This window comes from Streptomyces sp. NBC_00080, assembly GCF_045041255.1.
GTDB classification, from domain to species: Bacteria; Actinomycetota; Actinomycetes; order Streptomycetales; family Streptomycetaceae; genus Streptomyces; species Streptomyces coriariae.
The window spans coordinates 2,239,891-2,259,696 of record NZ_CP108235.1 but is presented as its reverse complement, the minus strand read 5'-3'; the positions used below and the strand labels follow the sequence as shown (position 1 = coordinate 2,259,696).

Annotated in this window: 14 protein-coding genes and 1 pseudogene; 9 read left to right on the top strand and 6 right to left on the bottom strand. The window is 72.1% G+C overall.

The annotated features are described in order from the left end of the window. Positions 1-152 precede the first annotated feature (152 nt). On the bottom strand, positions 153-1,406 hold the full coding sequence (locus tag OHU34_RS09885; protein WP_142266755.1) for an ROK family transcriptional regulator: 1,254 nt from the start codon (positions 1,404-1,406) through the stop codon (positions 153-155). 149 nt (positions 1,407-1,555) lie between these two features. After that, positions 1,556-2,800, bottom strand: coding sequence for an FAD-binding protein (locus OHU34_RS09880; protein ID WP_142266756.1), 1,245 nt, complete (start codon positions 2,798-2,800; stop codon positions 1,556-1,558). A 149-nt stretch (positions 2,801-2,949) separates the two neighbouring features. Here OHU34_RS09880 and OHU34_RS09875 point away from each other — a divergent pair, with 149 nt between their 5' ends. The 5 genes from OHU34_RS09875 (at position 2,950) to OHU34_RS09855 (ending at position 9,940) form a co-directional block, all read left to right on the top strand. Beyond that, complete coding sequence (locus tag OHU34_RS09875; RefSeq protein ID WP_020125387.1) at positions 2,950-4,269, top strand: radical SAM protein; 1,320 nt, start codon at positions 2,950-2,952, stop codon at positions 4,267-4,269. A gap of 329 nt (positions 4,270-4,598) precedes the next feature. After that, positions 4,599-6,104: a cellulose binding domain-containing protein gene (locus OHU34_RS09870; protein WP_405765879.1), complete on the top strand. Its 1,506-nt coding sequence runs from the start codon at positions 4,599-4,601 to the stop codon at positions 6,102-6,104. A gap of 431 nt (positions 6,105-6,535) precedes the next feature. Then, a complete protein-coding gene (gene rsgA, locus OHU34_RS09865; protein ID WP_142266758.1) occupies positions 6,536-7,672 on the top strand; it encodes a ribosome small subunit-dependent GTPase A in 1,137 nt (378 codons plus the stop codon). Positions 7,673-7,985: 313 nt separating this feature from the next. Then, a complete protein-coding gene (locus tag OHU34_RS09860) occupies positions 7,986-9,431 on the top strand; it encodes a DNA-3-methyladenine glycosylase 2 family protein (protein WP_142266759.1) in 1,446 nt (481 codons plus the stop codon). After that, entirely contained in the window at positions 9,428-9,940 is a 513-nt protein-coding gene (locus OHU34_RS09855; protein ID WP_142266760.1) for a methylated-DNA--[protein]-cysteine S-methyltransferase, read from the top strand. Before OHU34_RS09860 ends, OHU34_RS09855 begins: the two co-directional genes overlap by 4 nt. Before the next feature lie 113 nt (positions 9,941-10,053). Here OHU34_RS09855 and OHU34_RS09850 read toward each other — a convergent pair whose 3' ends face one another. Further along, on the bottom strand, positions 10,054-10,536 hold the full coding sequence (locus tag OHU34_RS09850) for a DUF456 domain-containing protein (protein WP_054243256.1): 483 nt from the start codon (positions 10,534-10,536) through the stop codon (positions 10,054-10,056). A 71-nt stretch (positions 10,537-10,607) separates the two neighbouring features. After that, positions 10,608-11,591 (bottom strand): helix-turn-helix domain-containing protein, encoded by a 984-nt coding sequence (locus OHU34_RS09845; RefSeq protein WP_142266761.1) that lies wholly within the window; start codon positions 11,589-11,591, stop codon positions 10,608-10,610. A gap of 448 nt (positions 11,592-12,039) precedes the next feature. Between OHU34_RS09845 and OHU34_RS09840 the strand changes: the two genes are divergently transcribed. Continuing rightward, positions 12,040-14,385 carry a protein phosphatase 2C domain-containing protein gene (locus tag OHU34_RS09840; RefSeq protein ID WP_405765877.1) on the top strand — a complete coding sequence of 782 codons (2,346 nt, stop codon included), beginning with the start codon at positions 12,040-12,042 and terminating at the stop codon, positions 14,383-14,385. 62 nt (positions 14,386-14,447) lie between these two features. Then, positions 14,448-16,190 (top strand): pyruvate dehydrogenase, encoded by a 1,743-nt coding sequence (locus OHU34_RS09835; protein ID WP_230194310.1) that lies wholly within the window; start codon positions 14,448-14,450, stop codon positions 16,188-16,190. A 24-nt stretch (positions 16,191-16,214) separates the two neighbouring features. Here OHU34_RS09835 and OHU34_RS09830 read toward each other — a convergent pair whose 3' ends face one another. Then, a complete protein-coding gene (locus OHU34_RS09830) occupies positions 16,215-17,258 on the bottom strand; it encodes a hypothetical protein (RefSeq protein WP_308285894.1) in 1,044 nt (347 codons plus the stop codon). A 288-nt stretch (positions 17,259-17,546) separates the two neighbouring features. Next, positions 17,547-17,684, bottom strand: a pseudogene (locus OHU34_RS09825) (helix-turn-helix domain-containing protein); the annotation flags it as partial. A gap of 249 nt (positions 17,685-17,933) precedes the next feature. Here OHU34_RS09825 and OHU34_RS09820 point away from each other — a divergent pair. Next, the gene (locus tag OHU34_RS09820) at positions 17,934-18,566 is read left to right on the top strand and encodes a hypothetical protein (RefSeq protein WP_230194308.1); all 633 of its coding nucleotides are present in this window, start codon (positions 17,934-17,936) and stop codon (positions 18,564-18,566) included. 155 nt (positions 18,567-18,721) lie between these two features. Next, entirely contained in the window at positions 18,722-19,222 is a 501-nt protein-coding gene (locus tag OHU34_RS09815; protein ID WP_142268123.1) for a hypothetical protein, read from the top strand. Positions 19,223-19,806: the final 584 nt, after the last annotated feature.

Genomic DNA, 19,806 nt, shown 5'->3' with positions numbered 1-19,806 from the left:
ATTGCGAGAACGCTTTCCGGCAAGTGCTCCGGCACGGCAAGCGAATCGCCGGGTTTCTGGGAGTCTCCTCGGGCAGAGGGCGTACGCCGTGGTCGGTGCGCGTAACACTGCATCCCTTCCGTCGTCGTGAAGGCGGTGCGGTTTCGCATGGATCATGCGGGTGGTGCGGTACGGCTCCTCGCACCTGCGAAAACGGTGCGCTTGGCGTTTCTCTGGCCCACCGACTGCAATGCCCCTTCGAGCGCGAACGTCGCCGCGCCCAGACAGGCGGGGTCGGTGGGGATGGGGGAGAGGACGATCCGGCTGGCGGCCATCGGCCGCTTCAGTGCGTGCCGGGCGACTGCCTCCCGCACCTCGTCGAGGAGGGGTTCGCCGAGCCGGGCGGCGACCCAGCTGCTCAGGACGACCACCTCGGGGTTGAGCACGTTGACCAGGTTGGCGATACCCGCGCCGAGGTAGCGGGCGGTGTCGCGGACGACCTTGACGGCGACCGGGTCGCCCGCGGCGACCCCGGCGGCCAGGGCATCGATGGTGGCGGTCTGGTCGTCGGGATGCAACAGCGGGCTCCGCGGGCTGAGTTCACGCAGGTTCTGCATGATGCCGGGCGCGCCGACGTACGTCTCCACGCAGCCGTGGTTGCCGCAGCGGCACAGCCGACCGTCGAGCACGAGCGTGGTGTGCCCCCACTCGCCGGCGCTGTTGCTGACGCCCCGGTGCAGCCCGCCGCCGAGGACGAGACCTGCCCCGACGCCGGTGCCCAGGTTGACCACCACTGCGTCCCCATGACCGCGTGCCGCCCCGAACCACAGCTCGGCGACCGCGCCCGCGCGCAGCGGGTTGTCCAAGTACAGGGGATACGCGATGTGTTCGGAGAGCAGGTCGAGCAACGGCACATCGTGCCAGTCCCAGTTGGGCGCGTACTCGGAGATGCCGGTGGCCCGGTCCACCTGCCCCGGCACGCTCACCCCGACGCCGAGCACCCGGGCGGCCTCGACCCCGGCCTGCGCGACCACCGAAGCGGCGGCCGCGGCGACATGGCCGACCACCTGCTCGGGCCGGCTCTCGCCGGGCCGCATGTTCTCCTCGGCGCGGGCCAGCACGTTCAGCGCGAGGTCGAAGAGCTCGACATGGACGTAGGTCTCCGCGATGTCCACGCCGATCAACGCGCCCCCCGACGCGTTGACGGCCACGAGGCCCCGCGGGCGGCCACCCGCCGAGTCCTCGAACCCGACCTCGGTGATCATGCGGAGGTCGAGGAGCTCGCCGACGAGGGTGGCGACGGTGGCGAGCGAGAGACCGGTGGCGGCCGCGAGCTCCTGCCGGGAGGTGGGTGAGGCGGCGATGATCTGACGCAGCACCTCGTAGCGGTTCGCGGTGCGGATGTCCCGTGATGTGCCGCGCTTCATGCAGCGTGCCCCCTCATCCCTTCCGTGCCTTTCCGTGGCGGGCGGGCCCGCACTGCGACGGCACCGGCGCCGCGCCAGGCTATGGGCTGCCGAACCGTTCGACAAGGGGTTAGGAAAGGGGCTTTATAAAGTCGCCCGGAGTCGTGTGCTCAGCCTGCCAGGACGTCCCGCACGAAGGCGTTGGTGAACTTCCCGGCCGGATCCAGCACCCGTGCGAGGGCGGTGAAGTCGTCGATCCGGGGATACCGTCCGCGCACCACATCGGCCGGCATCTCGAACACCTTGCCCCAGTGCGGCCGCGGCTCGAAGGGCTCCAGCGCGGCTTCCACCGCCCGCACCACCGGGAGCACGGCGGCCGTGTCCTCGACCCAGGTGAAGTGCAGTGCCACGGTGTCCCGTCCGTAGGAAGGGCTCAGCCACTGATCGTCGGCGGCCACCGTGCGCACCTCGCACACCTGGAGCACGGGGGCGACCGTCTGCCGGATACCGTCGATCGCATACAGCGCCTCGGTGGCATGCCGGCGCGCCAGCAGGTACTCGCTCTGCAGCTCGTTACCGCTGCTCGGGGTGAACTCCGCCCGGAAGTGCGGCAACCGCTCGTGCCACGGCCCCGGCACGCCGAACTGCTCGGTGCAGTTGACCGCCGGCATCCCCGGTACCGGATGCAGCGCCTCCACGGCCGGTGTGGCCCACGGGAAGTCGGCGAGGGGCTCGTCCGTGCGCCGTTTCAGCCACACCTGCCGGAAACCGGGCGCGCCCCAGTCGGTGAACAGGCTGACGCTGTACGCGGCCCCCGCGACGGTCTCGAAGTCCAGCCCATCCAAGGGCAGTTCGGTGAACGTGTGCTGCTCGACCTCGAAGCCCGGCTGCAGATCGAGGACGAGCGCGGTGACCACCCCGAGAGCGCCCAGCGAGGTGACGGCCCCACCGAACCGCCGGTCGCCGCGTCCGATGACGACGGTCGAGCCGTCGGCGGTGACGATCTCCACCTCCCGCACGGCCGAGGCGAGCGAGCCGTTGCCGACCCCCGACCCGTGGGTGCCGGTGGCCACCGACCCGGCGACCGAGATGTGCGGCAGGGAGGCCATGTTCGCGAGCGCGAGCCCGCGCTCGTGCACGCGGCGCGCCAGCTCGGCGTACCGGACCCCGCCCGCGACCCGCACGGTCCGGGCCGCCGTGTCGACGTCGACCTCACCGGCCAGCGCGCCCAGCGACAGCAGCACCCCGTCGACGCCTGGCTCGGCGATCTCGTTGAACGAGTGCCCGCTGCCCAGCACCCGCACCCGCCCGCTCCCCGCCACCAGCGAGCGGAGCGCGTCGAGAGAGCGCGGACGGTGCAGTTCGCCGGCGGCGAAGGTGATGTTGCCGGCCCAGTTGGTAACGGTTTCTGTCATGCGACTGCTCGCCCCTCCCGAGGAGATCGAGAACCCGGAATTCCCAGGTGGAACCTACCTTGCCCGCAACACGAGGCCCCCGCCCCCACCTCCGCGCGGCCGGGGGCATACCGTGAGGAGTCGTACGCCTGAGCCGGGAGGAGAGACGGATGGACAGCCGTACCGCGCTGGTCGAGGATCTGATGGAGCGGTTTCCGCATGTTCCGCGGGAGGCCGTCTTCAAGGAGGACCTGCTGCGCGGAGGCGTGGCCTTCGACCCCTCCGCCCTCAGTGACAACGAGTCGGGCGAGGTCAAACCGAAGTCCTACTTCATCTTCTCCTTCGACCACGGCACCCTGCCCGAGCTGGGCGAGGCCGCGCTGCGGCGCCCGCCGGAGGAGATCATCCTCACGGGAGGCCCCTACGACCTGCGGCGGACGGTCGTCTCGGTCCGGGTGAATCCGTCCTCCCCGTACCGTGTCGCGGCGGACGACGAAGGTCTGCTCGGGCTCTACCTCGACGGAAAGCGCATCGCCGACGTCGGCGTGCCGCCGATGCCGGAGTACTACCGGCACAAGCTCTCCAACGGGAAGTCCGTCATGGAGGTCGCCCCGACCATCCAGTGGGGTTACCTGATCTATCTGACCGTTTTCCGGGTGTGTCAGTACTTCGGCGCCAAGGAGGAGTGCCAGTACTGCGACATCAACCACAACTGGCGCCAGCACAAGGCGGCCGGCCGGCCCTACACGGGCGTGAAGGACGTCGAGGAGGTCCTCGAAGCCCTGGAGATCATCGACCGGTACGACACCCAGAAGGCGTCCACCGCCTACACCCTCACCGGTGGCGCGATCACCAAGACCGTCGCCGGCCGGGACGAGGCCGACTTCTACGGTCACTACGCCAAGGCCATCGAGGAGCGCTTCCCGGGCCGCTGGATCGGCAAGGTCGTCGCCCAGGCGCTGCCCCGCGACGACGTGCAGCGCTTCAAGGACTACGGGGTGCAGATCTACCACCCCAACTACGAGGTGTGGGACCGCCGGCTGTTCGAGCTGTACTGCCCGGGCAAGGAGCGCTACGTCGGCCGCGACGAGTGGCACAAGCGGATCCTGGACTCGGCGGAGATCTTCGGCGCGCGCAACGTGATCCCCAACTTCGTCGCGGGGGTGGAGATGGCCGAGCCGTTCGGTTTCACCACCGTGGACGAGGCCATCGCCTCCACCACGGAGGGCCTGCGTTTCTTCATGTCGCAGGGCATCACGCCGCGCTTCACCACCTGGTGCCCGGAGCCCACCACCCCGCTGGGCAAGGCCAACCCGCAGGGTGCGCCGCTGGAGTACCACATCCGGCTGCTGGAGGCCTATCGCGCCACCATGGACGAGTTCGGTCTCTCCTCGCCTCCCGGCTACGGACTGCCCGGACCCGGCCGCGCGGTGTTCTCCGTCAGTTCCTTCATGGACAGCCTTCCGGCGGAGGACTCGGCGACCGTATAGTCCGCGCAACGGTCACCACGGTCCGCGAAGGGCGCCCGCGCAGCAGCCCGCGGAGCAATCCGCGGAAAAGTTCGCGAAAACGGTGTCGCAACTTGGCGCCGGCAGTGAACACAGGGTGCTCCGCGTCCGTACTGGAGGCCGGAGTACCGGGCGCGGCCGTCTTCTCGGCGTTCCGTTCAGCTGTCTGTGCTGCTGTCCTGACATGACATCTGAACAGGGCGCTTGTCAGTTGTGTTGGAAACGTGAAAAGCTCTGCCCCTGCCGCGAGGTTCCCCCCAACTCCATTGCCGTCATGGTGAGTTGACCTCGCTTGTGGATGCAGGAGACTCATGCCCGACCTGCCGACCCCGAAGGACGCCGCCGAGGCCGCGCTGTTCTCCGAGTGCTGGGACGCCGTCCTGTCGTACGCCGATCTGTGTACGTCCGGCTCGACCGCGGCGAACCAGCTGGCCCGTGAGGCGTTCGCACTCGGCATACGCGAGGCCCGCGCCGCCGAGGACGGTACCGCACGAGGTGCCGGCCGCCGCTCGTCCCGGCTGCCCCGGATCCCACTGCTGCTGACCGCCGTACGCACCACGGCCGCCGCCTGGGAGGCCCGGGGACAGGGCCACAAACTGGACCCCGATCTGCGCCTGTGGCTCAACTCCGACAAGGCCGCACGGTATGTCGGACCGCCCCTGAGCCGCCCCATCGCCCTGCGCGGACTGCGTGACATGCAGGAACCGGACGCCGCTCTGCTGTGGCTGGCGGAGGTCGAGGCGCTGCCGCTGCAGGCCGTGGTCCGCAGGCAGGGCCTCGACCCGACCGCCGCGGTGGAGGAGCTGAACCAGGTCCGCGGACTGTTCCGGGACCGCTGCCACCGCAACCATCTCGACACGCCGATGGACGCGCAGTGCCGCAGCTACGTCCGGCTCCTGGACGCCGTCACCCGCTCGCCCGCCGCGGACACGCCCCCCGATCTCTCCCGCCACCTCGCCACCTGCGTGGAGTGCGCGGAGGCCGCCGCCTGTCTGCGGCTGCACGGGGGCGGCCTGCCCGCCGCCCTCGCCCAGGGCGTCATCGGCTGGGGCGGCCTCGCCTACCTGGAGCGCCGGCGCCGGGCCGCCGAGGTGCGCCTCGGCCCCGGCCGCCCGGACGGGCCGGACGCCGAGGGCGCGGCGGAACAGATCGCCGCGAGCAGGGCGCGCATGCTGCGGGGCGGCATGCTCGCCGCCGCTGCCCTGGTCTCCGTGGTGGCACTCGCCGTGTCGATGATACCCGGCGACACCGGCGGCGGCAGCGGCGGCGAGAACGTCGCCCAGGGCAACCCCGCGGACAGCACCCCGGTGGCCGGCCCCGGCTCCGTCCTGCCGTCCGCGGATCCCGCCGCCTCTGCCGCGCCGTCCTCGTCCCGCCCGGCGGCGTCCGCGAGCGGTACGCCCTCGGCGACCGGCGGCGACGATGCCGGTAAGCCCGACCCCGAGCCCCAGGGCACCTCCTCGGCCACCGCCGGTGCCGGTGCCGGCGGAAGCGAGGAGGCGGCGGCCTGCGAGGTCACGTACGACCTCGTCAACCAGTGGCCCGACGGCTTCCAGGCCACCGTCACCGTCACCACCGCCGTGACGCTCGACGGCTGGCGTGTGGCCTGGTCCTTCCGCGACGGCCAGAAGGTCGACCAGATGTGGGACGCGAGCCTCGCCCAGAACGGCTCACGGGTCACCGCGACCGCCGCCGACTACAACAGGTCCGTCTCCGCGAACGGCACGCTCACCTTCGGTTTCCTCGCCTCCTGGCAGAACAAGAACAGCGCACCGTACGCGTTCACCGTCAACGGACAGACGTGCACGAGCTCTTGACGCGCGACGGCTGAACCGGGCGCCGACGGGAGCGGGGCGCGGGACGGAGCGAGGGCGGGGTTCCAGCCCTCGCTCCGCGCGCCCACGGACCGGGGGCCAGGGTCTCGCGTCGAGCGGGAAGGGGTGACCCCGGACGGGCGCAGCCGCGTCGGCCACGCGCGCGTACGACGTCGGCGAGTGGGCCGTAAATGGGTGGCAACCGGCTTCCTGCGCCCCTATCCTGAGTGAGCTTTGAGCGGGGCCGACGGCCGCGCTGTCAGTCGTGTGAGGAACCTGAGGAACGGGAGGTGTGACCGATGACTGTCGCCGAGAAGGGTGCTGTTCGCAGCGACCAGACGTTCGTTCACTCCACCTCCGCGGTCTCCGGCTGACCACTTCTTCCGCCTCGCGTACGCGAGCGCTGCCGGGGCCGCCCCTGTGAAGGGTCCCCCTTGCATTTCTTCTCCACCTCCACCTCCTCTTCGGCTTCGCCGCTGCCTCTCGCCGCGTACGGCTGGGACGCCGACCGGGAAGCCGAGTTCGCCCCTCACGCCGAGCGGGGACTGCTGCCCGGCCGCGTGGTGCGGGTCGACCGTGGGCTGTGCGATGTCGTCACCGCGGCGGGCATCGTGCGCGCCGACACCGAGTTCGTCGTTCCCCGTGACCCGCTGAAGGTCGTGTGCACGGGCGACTGGGTCGCCGTCGACCCCGAGGACGCCGATCCGCGATACGTGCGGACACTTCTGACGCGCCGTACGGCCTTCGTGCGTTCCACCTCCTCCAAGCGGTCCGAGGGACAGATCCTCGCCGCCAACGTCGACCACGCCGTCGTCGCGATGTCCCTGGCCGTCGAACTCGACCTCGGCCGCATCGAGCGGTTCCTGGCGCTGGCCTGGGAGTCCGGCGCCCAGCCCGTCGTCGTGCTCACCAAGGCCGACCTGGTGCCCGACCCGGTCGCGCTGTCGTACCTCGTCGAGGACGTCGAGGCGAGTGCGCCCGGCGTGCCCGTGCTCACCGTCTGCGCGCGCGACGGCGACGGCGTCGAGGAACTCGCCGCGCTCCTCGGGCGGGGTACCTCCGTGCTCCTCGGAGCGTCCGGCGCGGGCAAGTCGACGCTCGCGAACGCGCTCGTCGGCGAGGACGTGATGGGCGTCCAGGCGACCCGCGACATGGACGGCAAGGGACGGCACACCACCACCACCCGCAACCTGCTGCCACTGCCCGGCGGGGGCGTCCTCATCGACACGCCCGGACTGCGCGGCGTCGGCCTCTGGGACGCCGGCACCGGGGTCGGACAGGTCTTCGCGGAGATCGAGGAGTTCGCCCGGGACTGCCGGTTCCACGACTGCGCGCACGAGTCGGAGCCGGGGTGCGCGGTGCGGGCGGCCGTCGAGGACGGGCAGCTGCCGACGCGACGGTTGGAGAGCTACCACAAGCTCGTCCGGGAGAACCGGTGGATCGTCGCCAAGTCCGACGCCCGCATGCGTGCCGACGTCCGCCAGGACTGGAAGCGCAAGCAGGCCGCCGGCCGGGCCGCGGGAGAGGCGAAGCGGGGGCGCGGGCCGTGGCGACCCGCTCCGCCGCGGTAACACGTGCCTGTTGCGATATCGCTTGCCGGTCCTGAGGCGCACGCCTGTGTCGGTAACGCTCGCCGGTCCGGTGAACGCGTGCGTGGTCCGGTAAGGCTTGCCGGACCCGGACCCGGACCCGGACCCGGACCCGGACCCGGACCCGGTAGCGCGTGCCCGTTTCGGAAACACGCGTCTGTTCGGGAAGCCCTTGCGGGTCTCGGTAACGCACATGCGGTCCGGTAACACTTGCCTGCCGGCAATCCGTTTCCGGTGCAACGTCACGTCCGATTTCCGCTAGCACCGTTTCTCCGGGGCGCGAAGACTGGAGTCCATGACGGACCAGGACACGCAGTACGAGGCGGTCCGCAGCAGGGATGCCCGGTTCGACGGCGAGTTCTTCTTCGCCGTCGAGACCACCGGCATCTACTGCCGGCCCAGCTGCCCCGCCGTGACGCCGAAACGCCACAACGTGCGTTTCTTCGCGACGGCCGCCGCCGCGCAGGGCTCGGGTTTCCGGGCCTGCCGACGGTGCCGCCCGGACGCCGTGCCGGGATCGGCCGACTGGAACGCGCGTGCCGACGTCGTCGGCCGGGCCATGCGATTGATCGGTGACGGCGTCGTCGACCGGGAGGGCGTCACCGGGCTCGCCGTACGGCTCGGCTACAGCGCCCGCCAGGTGCAGCGGCAGCTCACCGCCGAACTCGGCGCGGGACCGGTCGCCCTCGCCCGGGCGCAGCGCGCGCACACCGCGCGGGTCCTGCTCCAGACGACGGGCCTGCCGGTCACGGAGATCGCCTTCGCGTCCGGGTTCGCCAGCGTGCGCCAGTTCAACGACACCGTCAGGACCGTGTACGCGACGACCCCGACCGGACTGCGGGCCGCGGTCCGCGCGGCCCGCCGCACCGCCACCCCGTCCGCGGGGATCCCGCTGCGGCTCGCCCACCGGGGCCCGTACCACGCGGGCGCCGTGTTCGACCTGCTGCGACGGGAGGCCGTCGCCGGGGTGGAGGAAGTGAGCGGGCCGCCCGGCGGGCGCACCTACCGCCGTACGCTTCGACTGCCGTACGGCACCGGGATCGTCGCCGTGGACGAGCGGGCGGGAGACGCGGGCCGGGCCTCGGCCGTCCACCCCGGTGGGTGGCTCGACGCCCGGTTGCATCTCACCGACCCGCGCGACCTCACCACCGCCGTCCAGCGGTTGCGGAGGCTGCTCGACCTCGACTCCGACCCGTACGCCGTCGACGAGCGGCTCGGCGCCGACCCGAGGCTCGCCCCGCTGGTCGCCGCCCGGCCAGGGTTGCGGGCGCCGGGGGCCGCCGATCCGGAGGAGTACGCGGTGCGGGCGGTCGTGGGGAGAGCGGCGGCCGAGCGGCTGGTTCGCGCCTACGGCAAGGCCCTCGACGCGCCCTGCGGGACCCTCACCCACCTTTTCCCCGAGCCGGCCGTCCTGGCGCAGGTCGGGTCTGGGCCAAGGTCCGGATCCGAGTCCGGATCCGAGTCCGGATCCGAGTCCCGGTCCGGGTTCGAGGGGCCGCTGGGCGTCCTCACCGCCGCCCTCGCCGACGGCACCGTACGGCTGGACCCGGGCGTCGACCGGGACGACGCCCAGGAGGCACTGCTCGCACTGCCCGGGTTGGACGCCCGTACGATCGCGGAGATCCGTGCTCGTGCCCTCGGCGACCCCGACGTCGTGCCGCCCGGCGTGGACGTCCCCGACACCTGGCGCCCCTGGCGCACGTACGCCCTGCACCACTTGCGCGCCGCGGAGGAACGATGACCGACCTGACGTACTGGACCAGCGTGGAGAGCCCGCTCGGCCCTCTGCTGCTGACCGCCGACGCCGACGCCACGCTGACCTCCCTCTCCGTGCCCAGGCAGAAGGGCGGACGGACCGTCCAGGACGGCTGGCGGCACGACCCCGGACCCTTCCGTTCCGCCGCGGAACAGCTCGCCGCCTACTTCGCCGCCGAGCTGAAGGAGTTCCGGCTGCCGATGCGCAGTGACGGCACCGAGTTCCGCGAGCGCGTGTGGACCGCCCTCGACTCCGTGCCCTACGGGGCGACCACGACGTACGGCGAGATCGCGGCCCGCGTCGGCGCCTCGCGGATGGCCGTACGGGCCGTCGGCGGGGCGATCGGGGCGAACCCGCTGCTGATCGTGCGCCCCTGCCACCGGGTGATCGGCGCCGACGGCTCGCTGACGGGCTACGCGGGCGGGCTGGAGCGCAAGGTGCGGCTGCTCTCGCTGGAGGGCTCGCTCGAGGAGCGGTTCCGGAATCTGGCCTGATCGGGGGCCGCCGCCGGCGGTGTCTCATCCCCGGAACCGACCTCCCACAAGCGCCGACATCGACATCTCCCAAGCACCGACCTCCCTCAGGCGCCGTCATCTCCACGGAACGGTCAGCCCCACAGGACCGTCCCCAGCCACGCGCCCATGATCAACAGGCAGGTGAACAGCTCCGTGAGGACGCTGGAGCCGCCCGAGCGCATCGCCGTGCGCAGGGCCGCCCGGGCTTCGCCGTGACGGCCCAGGCGAAGACGTTCGGAGAGATAGATGCCGCCCATGAAGCCCGGGATCGCGCCGATCACGGGCAGCAGGAAGAAGCCGAGGAACGCGCCGATCCCCGCGTACGCCGCCATCCGGGGAGTCGCGCCGCTCTCCCGCAGCCGACGGGGCGGCAGCGTCCAGCGCACCACCTGCGACAGGAACAGCGTGACCGTGGCACCGACCAGCACGATCCAGGCGGTCGGCTGCGGATCCTCCAGCGCCCACCACAGGACCGCGGCCCACACCAGCCACGATCCCGGCACGCCGGGCACCAGCACTCCGCACAGGCCGAGCAGAATGACCACTCCGACCAGCAGGAGTTGACCCACTCCCATCTGCCCAGGGTGCCCGAGCCAGGGAGAACGCGCAGGTCAAGCCGTACGCCTCGGACCCCTGGCGCGGCCGGTCAGTGCTCCCGGGCCACCCACCCGCGTTCGTACGCGTGCCAGCCCAGTTGCAGCCGGGTCGTCACCCCCGTCAGCTCCATCAACCCCTTCACCCGGCGCTGTACGGTCCGCAGCCCGAGGTCGAGCTGCTTGGCCGCGCTCGCGTCGGTCATCCCGGCCAGCAGCAGGGACAGGATCTCCAGGTCGGTGGCATCGGGACCGTCCGGGGCCTGCTCGGCCACGCCGGTCGCGCCGAGGCGCAGCGGCAACGCCTCCCGCCACACCGACTCGAACAGGCCCGAGAGCAGCTCCAGCAACCCGCTCGCGTGCACGACCAGCGCGGCCGGCTCCGCCGAGCGGCCGGTCAGCGGCACCAGGGCGAGCGAGCGGTCGGCGACGACCAGCTTCGTCGGCACCCGGTCCACCACCCGCACCTGTTCGTCCCGGCCCAGCGCGGCGGTCAGCTCCGTCATGCCGTCCGGCTGGTCGAGCACCGCCCGTTCCAGTACGACGCGGTAGCGCACCCCGCGGGCCGTCGCCCGCTCCTCGGCGTCGTTCTCGCCGCCGGTCACGGCCACCGGGGTGCCGGTGACCAGCGCGCACACCTCCTCGCTCGCCCCGAGCTGGATCTGGAGGAAGCGCTGGGAGACGGCGGCGGCGCCCGTCACCACCTCGACCAGGTCGTGCACCGCCGGTTCGGCGGCCGCCGCCCGGTACTCCTCGGCGAGCAGGGCCGCCGCCAGCTCCGCCTTCTCCAGCTCGTGTCGCTGCTGGGTGAGCAGCGCCCCCAGGGCGACGCCCGGAGGTGCGGCGACCCAGCGGCCGGGGCGACCCGAGGACTGTGCGGCGAGACCGTGCCGCTCCAGCCGGCGCAGCGCGCGTTCGGTGTCGTGCTCGCCGAGGGCCAGCCGACGCGCCAGGTCGGGCACGTCGGCGGCACCCACGGACACCAGCGCCCGGTACGCCGACTCGTGCGTCCCGTCCAGCCCTATCGCTCCCAGCATCGGGTGCTTCCCTCCTTCTGACGTCCCGTGAATGGCGGGAAACAGCCACGGCGTAAACCCGCCGCCGCACATCATCGCCGTACCGCCGGTCACTCTGCCAAGGTGTGGCCACGGCGGAAAACGTGATCATCGACTGATCATCCACAGCGGAGGTCCAGGAGCGCCGTGCAGACTCGGGCCGGTCGGCCACGACGCCGCGGCACGGAAACCTTTCGAGAACGTGATCCGAGCTCATGACGCGCAGGGGCGCATAGGGGAATGAGCCTGGGTCACCCCATGTCGCCGGGCGGTTCTCCCGTGGGGGGTGGAACCGCCCGGCGACCTTTGTCGCACCGTGCTTCGCACTGGCGTTCAGGACGTCACTCGGCCCGCTGTTCGACACACGTGCGGTGGCGCATTTTCCGGATGCCCCGTTTTCATCCGGCCCGCGCAGTGGACAATCGGGAGCATGAGCCAGCAGGGGGGAAGGCCCACCGGTCACGAGGACGACTGGTGGGGGCAGTTGTACGACGACGCCACCGAGGACACGGGGCCCGCGCGCGCCGCAGACTCCCTGGACGACCGTTTCGCCTCGGCCGCCGGAGCGGTGCGCTCAGGTGATGCCGCCGGTGCCGCCGGTCCGGCGGCGAACGCGGGTACGCCTGACGACGTCGGCGGTCCCGGGTCCACGGCGGCCCCGCGGCATCCGAAGGGCGCGGGCGGCACGGGGGGTCACGCGGGCGGCGCGGACGCCCCCGGCGGCGCGGGTCCGGTACCGGCACCCCGTGCCGAACGGCCCGGTTCCGCAGGGCAGACCGACTGGTGGACCTCGTCGGCCGCCGCGACGGCAGGGGCGCCACCGCCCCCGGAGGCCACTGTTCCGCCGCCCCGGAGCCGATCCACCGCCGAGTCCGCAGCCGGTTCCGTCCCGGGGCGGGACGCCGGGTGGGACACCCCGTGGGATACCGGTCCGGATGCCGGTCCGGATCCCGAGCAGACTGCTGGTGCTGGTGCTGGTGCTGGTGCTGGTGCCGGACGCGACGGTGACGAGCGCGACGGCTGGAGCGACGCCGAGCCTGCCACCGGACGGGACTCCGAACCGGACTTCTGGCGGGACGGTGGACGGTCTTCCGGACGGGATTCCGGACGGGATTCCGTACGGGACGATGGACCGGGCTCCGTACGGGACGGCAGGCAGGACCCCGGAGGGGATTCCGGACGGAACGCCGCGCGGGACGGCATCGGGCGCAGTCCGGAGCGTGACGTCGGCGAGCGGTATGTCGGCGGCGGCGCAGGCGCCGTGGGGACGGACCAGGGTGCCGGCCCGTCGGGGCGGCACCGCGCTCCTTGGGAGCCGCCGTCGGACACGCCCGCGGGTCCTGCGAACTTCCTGCCCCGCCCGTTGCCGCCGGGATTCGCCGAGCGACCGTCCCACGACCCCGCCCCCTCCACCGCCGACGGCCTCGCGTCGACGGAGACACCCCCCGACGCCTCCGAACCTCCGGCGCCGTCCGCCCCGCCCGTGCCGCCGTCCACCCCGCCCGCACTGCCGACGACCTCACCCGCCGCGCAGGCGACGGCGACCGTCACCGGCGAGGGCACCTGGCCGACCTCACCTGCCGCGCCGCCCCCACCGCCCGCGATGCCTCCCGTGCCGGCCCACGCGCCGTCGCCCCCACAGGCCCCCACCGCTTCCGTCGACGGTTCGGCGGCCCCCCTCTACGCGGCGAGCCCCGCGCCCGCCCCCGAACGCGAGCCGGACTCCGAGCGCGCCCCCGTCTCCCCGAGCACCTCTCCACCGGACCATCCCCCCACCGTGCCCGCCCTGCCCGCCGTCCCGCCCCTGTCCACGTCCAAGGACTACGTCGGTTCGGGGCCGCCCACCTACGATGCCGAGCCCACCGCTCTTCCGCCCGCGGACCCGGACGACCTCGCCGACCTGGTCGCCGACACCGTCCTGGACGGCGCCCGGTACGGAGTCTGGGCGATGCGGGCCGCCTCGGTGCGGGGGGACTCCGCGCGGTACCGGGGGGAGCCGCGCCGTGACGCGTTCCTCACCGCCCGCTTCGGCGCGGGGGAGCAGGCGCTGATCCTGGTCGCGATGGCGACCGGTGCCCGGGCGACCCCGGGAGCGCATCGGGCGGCCACGGAGGTGTGCCGGTGGATCGGGCGGGCCGTGGGCCGCAGTCACGTCCGGCTCGCGGAGGACATGCGGGCGGCCAGGCGCGGAGACCTGAAGTCGGGCCTGCACCGGCTCACCGACCGCAGCCTCGGCCGGCTCCGCGCCAGCGCCGCCGAGCAGGGCCTGGAACCGGAGGAGTACGCGGCCACCCTGCGCTGTCTGCTCCTGCCCGCCGACCCCGCCTGCCGTACGCGCGTCTTCTTCGGCGTCGGCGCCGGCGGCCTGTTCCGGCTGCGCGACGGTGTGTGGCGGGACATCGAGCCGCAGGTGGGCGAGGTGGCGGGCGCACCGGTCGTGGGGTTCGGATCGTTGCCCGCCGAGACGCCCGAGGGCGACCGGCTCACCATGGACCTGGGCATCACCACACCGCCGAACCCTTACGATCCGGACCCCGAACCGCCCCGCGAGCCCTTCCGTTTCCGCGCCTCCGTAGCCCGCTCGGGTGACACGCTCCTGATGTGCACGGACGGCCTGGCCGAGCCCCTGCGCGGGGAGCGGGAGCTGTCCGCGTATCTGGCGGGACGCTGGTCGGACCCCACTCCGCCCGGTCTCGCCGCCTTCCTCGCCGACACCCAGGTGAGGGTGAAGGGCTATGCCGACGACCGCACGGCGGCGGCCGTCTGGGAGGCGTAACCGAGTCGCCGCGGCCACTGTGGAGTCAGGGACCCGAGGCGACCGAAGGGGTGCGTCGATCCATGGCCAAGCAGAACGTCGCGGAACAGTTCGTGGACATCCTCGCCCGCGCGGGGGTGCGGCGCCTCTACGGTGTCGTGGGGGACAGCCTGAACCCCGTGGTGGACGCGGTGCGGCGCAACCCCGCCATCGACTGGATCCACGTCCGGCACGAGGAGACGGCCGCCTTCGCCGCCGGTGCGGAAGCCCAGATCACCGGGAAACTCGCGGCCTGCGCGGGGTCCTGCGGACCCGGCAACCTCCATCTCATCAACGGCCTCTACGACGCCCACCGCTCCATGGCTCCCGTTCTGGCCCTCGCCTCGCACATCCCGTCCAGCGAAATCGGTCTCGGCTATTTTCAGGAAACCCACCCCGATCAGTTGTTCCGCGAGTGCAGCCACTACAGCGAGCTGATCTCCAGCCCGAAACAGATGCCCCGGCTGTTGCACACCGCCATCCAGAACGCGGTCGGGCGCAGTGGCGTCAGCGTCGTGTCGCTGCCCGGTGACATCGCCGATCAGACGGCCCCCGGGAAAGCCGTCGAAACCGCTCTCGTCACCGCCCGGCCCACCGTCCGACCCGGCGACGCCGAGATCGACGCGCTGGTCGCGATGATCGACGCGGCCGACAAGGTCACGCTGTTCTGCGGCAGCGGTACGGCCGGCGCGCACGCCGAGGTCATGGAGTTCGCCGGCAAGATCAAGTCCCCGGTGGGGCACGCGTTGCGCGGCAAGGAACACATTCAGTACGACAATCCGTACGACGTCGGGATGAGCGGTCTCCTCGGCTACGGCGCCGCCTACGAGGCCACCCACGAGTGCGACCTGCTGATCCTGCTCGGAACCGATTTCCCCTACAACGCCTTCCTCCCCGACGACGTGAAGATCGCCCAGGTCGACGTACGCCCCGAACACCTCGGCCGGCGCTCGAAACTGGACCTCGCCGTATGGGGCGACGTACGGGAGACCCTGCGCTGTCTCATCCCGCGGGTGCGGGCCAAGGCGAACCGGCGTTTCCTCGACCGGATGCTGAAGAAGCACGCCGACGCGCTGGAGGGGGTGGTGAAGGCGTACACCCGGAAAGTGGAGAAGCACGTTCCCGTCCATCCCGAGTATGTCGCCGCCGTCCTGGACGAACTCGCCGACGAGGACGCCGTGTTCACGGTCGACACCGGTATGTGCAACGTCTGGGCCGCCCGTTATCTCACCCCCAACGGCCGGCGTCGTGTCATCGGCTCCTTCTCGCACGGCTCCATGGCGAACGCGCTGCCCATGGCGATCGGCGCCCAGTTCACCGACCGCCGCCGGCAGGTCGTGTCGATGTCCGGCGACGGCGGATTCGCCATGCTGATGGGCGACTTCCTGACGCTGGTGCAGTACGACCTGCCGGTGAAGGTCGTGCTCTTCAACAACTCGTCGCTGGGCATGGTCGAGTTGGAGATGCTGGTCGCCGGTCTGCCCTCGTACGGCACCACCAACAAGAACCCCGACTTCGCCGCCGTCGCCCGCGCCTGCGGTGCCCACGGTGTGCGCGTCGAGAAGCCCAGACAGCTGGCCGGCGCGCTGAAGGACGCCTTCCGGCACAAGGGCCCGGCCCTCGTCGACATCGTCACCGACCCCAACGCCCTGTCCATCCCGCCGAAGATCAGCGCCGAGATGGTCACCGGTTTCGCCCTCTCCGCCTCGAAGATCGTTCTCGACGGCGGAGTGGGCAGGATGCTTCAGATGGCCCGCTCCAACCTGCGCAACGTGCCCCGGCCGTAGGACGGTGGCGGCCGGTCGGGGATGTCAGTCGCCGGTCGGGACCCACTGACGTTCACCGTTGTCGGTGCCGTACCAGTAGCGCGGCAGCCCCTTGATGCCGCTCGTGCGGAACGGGCGGCCGCCGTCGTCCATCCGGACCGTGCCGGTGCGCCCCTGGGACGACCAGTCCAGTTCGAGGTACCAGTCGCAGGCACAGGTCTCGGTCCGTGCCGTGACCAGCAGCACCTCGGGGTCGGTGCTGGACACGCGGTAGGGCAGGCTCACCGCCGGGATCGGCGTGCCCGCGTCATTGCCGGCGACGGAGTGCGCCACGGGGCGGTCCTTGTCCAGGTCGACGGCGAAGTAGCGCTTGCTGAGAGAACCGCCGCAGCCCTGGTCCATGGCGTACGCGGTGCCCGTCATGGGCGCGGCACGACCGACGACCCGCACGCGCAGCGCCGTCAGGACGACGGCTGTGGAGTTGCGGCCCTGCACCGAGATCTCCACGTTGGTCTCCCGTCCGTGCACCGCCCCCTGGGCGGTTGCCCAGGGGCCGGCGTCCTGCTCCGCCGGGGGCGGCGGAACCTGCGTCGGCGGCTTGTCGATGACGTAGTCGTGACCGCAGCCGAGCGCCCAGACCTGTGAGTCGACGGTCCAGGCGAGCGGTACGCCCGACGCGGGTTCCGACGCCTTGCCGCCGGCCGGGGAGGTGTCCGGGGCGGGGGAGCTCTTCGCGGGGCGGGCGGAAGGGGAGGCGGTGCCGGGTGTGGGCGAGGTGGCCGAGCCTGCGCCGGGCGTGGGCGAGGGGGGCGAGTCCGTCGTCCGGGGCACGGGCGTGGCGGACCCGGAGGACCGGCCGACGTCGCCGGAGGCCGAGGGGTGGCCACCGCCGGGCAGCGCGGACAGCGTTCCCAGGGTGGCGAGCAGCGCGCAGGCGACACCGATGACGACCGTGGTGCGCCGACGGCGGTACCAACGGCGAGGCGGTACCTGTTTCCCGTCCGGTTTCCGGGCCTGCGTGCCTGCCGTAGGCCGGGGTTCCGTTCCTGCCGGTGTTTCGGAGGGTTTCGCGGTCTCCGAGGGCGTCACGGTTTCCGGTTTTTCCGGCGCCCCAGTTGGTACTGGCGATTCCCGCGTTTCCCGCGTTACCGGTAAGGCTGCCGTTCCCGGTGTTTCCGACCGTTCGCAGGCTTCACGCGTTTCCTGGGCTGCCCGGGCTTCCGGTGTTCCAGCTGTTTCTCCGGGGTCCGGTGTCTCCGAAGTCGCCGCGGTCCGGGCCCGCCGGCGGGCCGCCACCGCTCGCAGCCACCGCCGGTGCAGTTCGAGGCGTTCCTCCGGTGTTGCCCCGCAGAACTCCGCGAGCCGTTCGACAGGGGCGAAGTCCTGTGGAACCGCCTCCCCGGCGCAGTACCGGTGCAGCGTCGAGGTGTTCATGCCCAGCCGGCGGGCCAGGGAGCCGTAGCTGCGCTCCGTGCGCCCCTTCAGTTCCGTCAGCAGCGCCGCGAACTCCGTCACTTCGGCCACACCGTCGTCGGTCGACACCGTTCTCCCTGTGTTCGTCCGGCCCGGCGGTCATCCCAGGCACTCATATACCTGCACGTCAGATGGGATGGGATGGTTCCACCTCGGCCGATAGGCCGCTGACCGTTGCACCGGGCCACCCGTACCGCCGATGCTCTTGGTGTCGCACCGACCAGGGCCGGACCGACCAACCGGCGTCGTGGCGACGACCCACAGCCATGCACTCACTCACGGGGGACACCCATGTCCAAGCGCACCCGAGCCGGCACGCTCACCGGGCTCACCGCACTCACGGCTGCGGGCCTCGCCCTCGGTACCGTACTCGCCGTACCGGCCGGCGCCGCCCCTGTGCGACCGCCCGGTTTCCTCTCGGCCGCCGACCTTCCGCCGCACCCCGGTTCGTCCTGGACGGCGGGCAAGGTCACCGCCGGCGCGTCCCCGGACGTGGAGGTGGACCGCTGCCTCGGCATGGCGCTGGGCGACGGCCGGGACTCCTGGTACCGGGACTTCCGGACCGACCTCGACACGAGCGCCCGCCAGGTGAGCGTCGAGCTGTCGAGCGTCAGCGCGGCGAAGGGCCGGTTCGCACGGGTCAACCAGGACATCAAGTCCTGCCCGGCGTGGATCGAGCAGGCCGACCCGGAGGTCGAGGCCACGCTCAAGGACTACGGGAAGCTCGACGTGGAGGAAGGCGCCCACGTCTACGGCCTGCACACCGAGACCTCCTGGGGCGCGACCGACATCCGCCTCCTCTCGGTCGGCCGGGACGGTACGACGGTGACGGTCGTGGACTGGGGCCAGCTGGGCGACTTCGGCGACGCCCCGGTGAAGGCCTTCAAGAAGACGACCGTCACTGCCGTCAACAAGCTCCACTGACACACGACCACCGAGGAAGAACCGGGGCCGCCGCCCTCCCGCCACGGGGGTCGGGAGGGCCGGTGGCCCCGTACGACCACACAGCCACCAGTCAGGCCGGACAGGCCGCACACACGAGACACACGGGGAACACGCACATGACCAGCGACAACCGCATGACCAGCAACAACAGCGCGACCGGCAAGAGCAGCACGACCCGTTTCCGGACCGCCCGCCGTCGTACGGCCGTGGCCGCCGGCCTCGCGCTGGCCCTCGGTCTCGGCGTGACGGCGCAGGCCTCCGCGGGCAGCCCGCGCAGCGTGAGCGGCAAGCCGTCCGACAACATCACGCGCATCGCCGACTTCTACGGCGCCTACATCGACGCGGTGACCGACGAGGGCGGCGGCGAGCTCGCGGACGAACTCCGCAAGCACTACCTCACCCCCGCCTTCCAGAAGGAGCTGGCGGCCTGGGAGGACAAGAACCACGCCAACGGCGTCCTCCAGGCGCAGAACGTCCCGCTCGCGTGGAAGGTCACGGACAACGGCACGGCGAACTACACGGAGGCCGTCGTCACGCTCACCTGGGGCAGTGACACCACGCAGCTCATCGTCGACATGACCCGCGGCACCCACAAGATCTTCCACATCGGCACGAAGGGAGTCGAGGCCGGCTAGGTCACCACCGTCCCGACCGTTCGATCATCGGTCCGTCCAACCCTGTTCCCCGCCGCAGCCGTTCGCGCACCGGCGGATTCCGGCCAACCTCGTCGGCCGCGCGAGGGCGCGCTCGGCGCGGCGGCGCGATGGAGGTCGGCGCGATGGAGGTCGGCGGACGACGCGGTGGGGGCGGTACCGACTGCCCCACCCCTTCTTCGCATACGGCCGGGTAGGCAGGGGCGGATCGGTAGACGGGCCGATTCCCGGCGGTCGGCGTGCCGCTTGGGCGCGTAGCCACCGAGGCGGTCGGGACGGCCGGGGCGGCGGCCGTATCGCACCGCGATACGCCGGCTCACTCCCGCTCGCGAGGGAGGGGACGTTCAGGTGCCGTTTGCGCGGGTGCACGCCCCCCGGAAGGCGCGTCGGCGCCGTCGTGCGGCAGCCCCTTCGCCCGGAGTCCGGGGCCGATCACCGCCTCTGCCCGGCGGCCCGCCCTTTGCGCCGGTGCCTGTCCCGCAAAGCGGAACCCGCTCGTCGACCAGGGCTTTCCCCGCCGGGCGCCGGCCGCGGCGGGATCAGGGGTGGTGGGAACGGCCCGGTCC

Coding starts and splice junctions, on each gene's coding strand:
- OHU34_RS09885 (WP_142266755.1), bottom strand. CDS start 1,406: ATGAAGCGCGGCACATCACGGGACATCCGCACCGCGAACCGCTACGAG.
- OHU34_RS09880 (WP_142266756.1), bottom strand. CDS start 2,800: ATGACAGAAACCGTTACCAACTGGGCCGGCAACATCACCTTCGCCGCC.
- OHU34_RS09875 (WP_020125387.1), top strand. CDS start 2,950: ATGGACAGCCGTACCGCGCTGGTCGAGGATCTGATGGAGCGGTTTCCG.
- OHU34_RS09870 (WP_405765879.1), top strand. CDS start 4,599: ATGCCCGACCTGCCGACCCCGAAGGACGCCGCCGAGGCCGCGCTGTTC.
- OHU34_RS09860 (WP_142266759.1), top strand. CDS start 7,986: ATGACGGACCAGGACACGCAGTACGAGGCGGTCCGCAGCAGGGATGCC.
- OHU34_RS09855 (WP_142266760.1), top strand. CDS start 9,428: ATGACCGACCTGACGTACTGGACCAGCGTGGAGAGCCCGCTCGGCCCT.
- OHU34_RS09850 (WP_054243256.1), bottom strand. CDS start 10,536: ATGGGAGTGGGTCAACTCCTGCTGGTCGGAGTGGTCATTCTGCTCGGC.
- OHU34_RS09845 (WP_142266761.1), bottom strand. CDS start 11,591: ATGCTGGGAGCGATAGGGCTGGACGGGACGCACGAGTCGGCGTACCGG.
- OHU34_RS09840 (WP_405765877.1), top strand. CDS start 12,040: ATGAGCCAGCAGGGGGGAAGGCCCACCGGTCACGAGGACGACTGGTGG.
- OHU34_RS09835 (WP_230194310.1), top strand. CDS start 14,448: ATGGCCAAGCAGAACGTCGCGGAACAGTTCGTGGACATCCTCGCCCGC.
- OHU34_RS09820 (WP_230194308.1), top strand. CDS start 17,934: ATGTCCAAGCGCACCCGAGCCGGCACGCTCACCGGGCTCACCGCACTC.
- OHU34_RS09815 (WP_142268123.1), top strand. CDS start 18,722: ATGACCAGCAACAACAGCGCGACCGGCAAGAGCAGCACGACCCGTTTC.